Genomic DNA, 2,204 nt, shown 5'->3' on the forward strand with positions numbered 1-2,204 from the left:
GACAATGATTCGTGAACCTTGTTCCGGTGTCAGATCGCCGTATCCGTTATTGAAATCGGTAGCAACAAAACCAGGGCAAATAGAATTTACTTTAGCAGGAGTATCTTTCAAAGTAAAAGCAAGATGAGTGGTAAGCTGGTTCAGTGCAGTTTTGGAACTACTATAGGCCAATGCCTTTAAAGGATATACGCCACTAGCCGGGTCGCTATGCAGCGTTATAGATCCTATAGAGCTTGAAATATTGACAATTCGCGGGGCATCCGATTTTTCAATGAGGGGGAGCATAGCTTGACTGACCGAGAACGCGCCAAAAAAGTTCGTGTCGAATGACCTCTTTAAATCTGCTACGCTCAGATCCGTAAATTTATGAATATCACCAATTCCTGCGTTGTTAATAAGCACATCCAGTTTTCCATACTCCATTGAGATTTTCTGAGCTGCTGCGTCAATGGTGGCTTGATCGGTTACATCCAGTTCGATACAATGCGCATCAATTTCTTGGGCTTGCAGTTTTGCTGCCGCTTCTGCCCCTTTCTCCTTGTTTCTCGCTCCTAGCAGAACCGTATACCCTAGACTCCCCAATTGGCGGGACGTTTCAAATCCAAGCCCTCTGTTGCCTCCCGTAATTAAAGCTACCTTCCTCATTGGTACGATCATTTCTTCTCACCTATCCTTCTCTTTTTGAGCGGAATGACGTGCATCATTACGCTTTTGAACATTACATCGCTCATGTTACAACTTGGTGTTAACACCAAGTCAAGCGGTAAATACAAAAAAGGGCAGTAACTGTCTGCCCTTTGCCATTTTATAGATTACCATATATTGAAAATATGCTGCCGTTTACTTCAATAGGAACAGGGAGCAGCTACCGCGGAGATCTGCTCCCTGGTTATTGCGCTAACGTTTCCCGTTAGTTTAGAACCAATATTCCCTTTTAGATGTATTTTTTTGCAAACTCAATATCAATTTGCATATCTATTTTCGGGTATTTCTGCTGTATTGATTCTAATGTTTTTATGTAGTTCTCAGACGGGAACTTGATGGCAAGATCATCAAAAACCTCTCGTAACCAGTCAATCTCATACTCTGTACACTGATTTAAAATATCAAGAGCAATTTGTTCGCTATCCTCAAATGAGTCAACTATCTTATTCCAATAGTCAGGTATTCTCGGATCATTTAAATGTAATTGTACGCGTTCATTAATCGAGTCCTTTACTTTCTGGTACATATTTATCAACCCCACAGTAAATATTTGCTGCATAAATTCTTAGGTTTGTTCAACTATCGTTCTGCCTTAGCTGAATAACAGATTTAGCCTAAATCATATGTGGTATGCCCACAATCAATAATTTTCCATTGTAATTTTATGAATTCATTCCTAATTTTCTTTCTTTCATTCCTAAAAATTGAAAACCAGTTTTTACTATACGGGAATATTACCTTAACTTTTGGTTCTGAAAAGAACTCAAAATATTGAGGTTGACTGAACCAATCACGCTAACCAACGCAAAATGAATCTTCGAATGTGCGGTTTATCCCGTCTGTCTCATTACATAAAGCTACCTACCCAATTCTTCCTACATTCAATAAAACTTATTTTTTGTGTTTGCTCATTACTATCGAGATAGTTGATTCCATCATGAGTAATATCTAATATTTGGCGGTAATGAATTTCCATCAAATCCACCTCAATTCCCCGTTATGTTAATTCTTTTTTATCAATTCTTCTGACTTTAATATAACATTTTATTGAAGAAATCTGTCCGTTACTTGAATAGGCTGCCCAATAGCCCGTAGCCAGTTTTTATTATCTCGTTATCGTTCTCCGCTCGCACTTACTGAGCAAAAACAACTACACTAATAAAGAGAATAGCAGCAAAAAAAACTGAAGTCGTGAATATGAGTACGTCACTTTTATCTTTGTTTAGAATTGCTCGAATTGTACTTAAGAAAAACAACATAAAGAAAAAGGATAATAAAGCTAAGGCAATATCCACTTATTTCATCCCTCCGTTCTAAGTATTCCTTCTACGAATTATATAAGGAACTGCTTCCATGTCACTCTTGAAATCTCGTACTTACGTTAGTTTAGTGTCCCTACACGATCTAGTCGGTATCGGTCCATCGCTCTATCGTTTTTATTGCACTCGAAGGTATCAAAAGCCGAGTATCATCATGAGCTTCGGTAGGCATTATAACTA

Annotated in this window: 2 protein-coding genes; both read right to left on the reverse strand. The window is 38.3% G+C overall.

What is annotated here, in order from left to right; genetic code table 11:
* On the reverse strand, positions 1 to 645 hold a 645-nt coding region (locus L6I86_RS35460), incomplete at its 3' end, for an SDR family oxidoreductase (protein WP_236293630.1).
* 289 nt (positions 646 to 934) lie between these two features.
* Complete coding sequence (locus L6I86_RS35465) at positions 935 to 1,264, reverse strand: hypothetical protein (protein ID WP_236293632.1); 330 nt, start codon at positions 1,262 to 1,264, stop codon at positions 935 to 937.
* Between the last annotated feature and the right edge of the window lie 940 nt (positions 1,265 to 2,204).

The sequence above is a fragment of the Paenibacillus allorhizoplanae genome, assembly GCF_927798215.1.
Classification (GTDB): Bacteria; Bacillota; Bacilli; order Paenibacillales; family NBRC-103111; genus Paenibacillus_E; species Paenibacillus_E allorhizoplanae.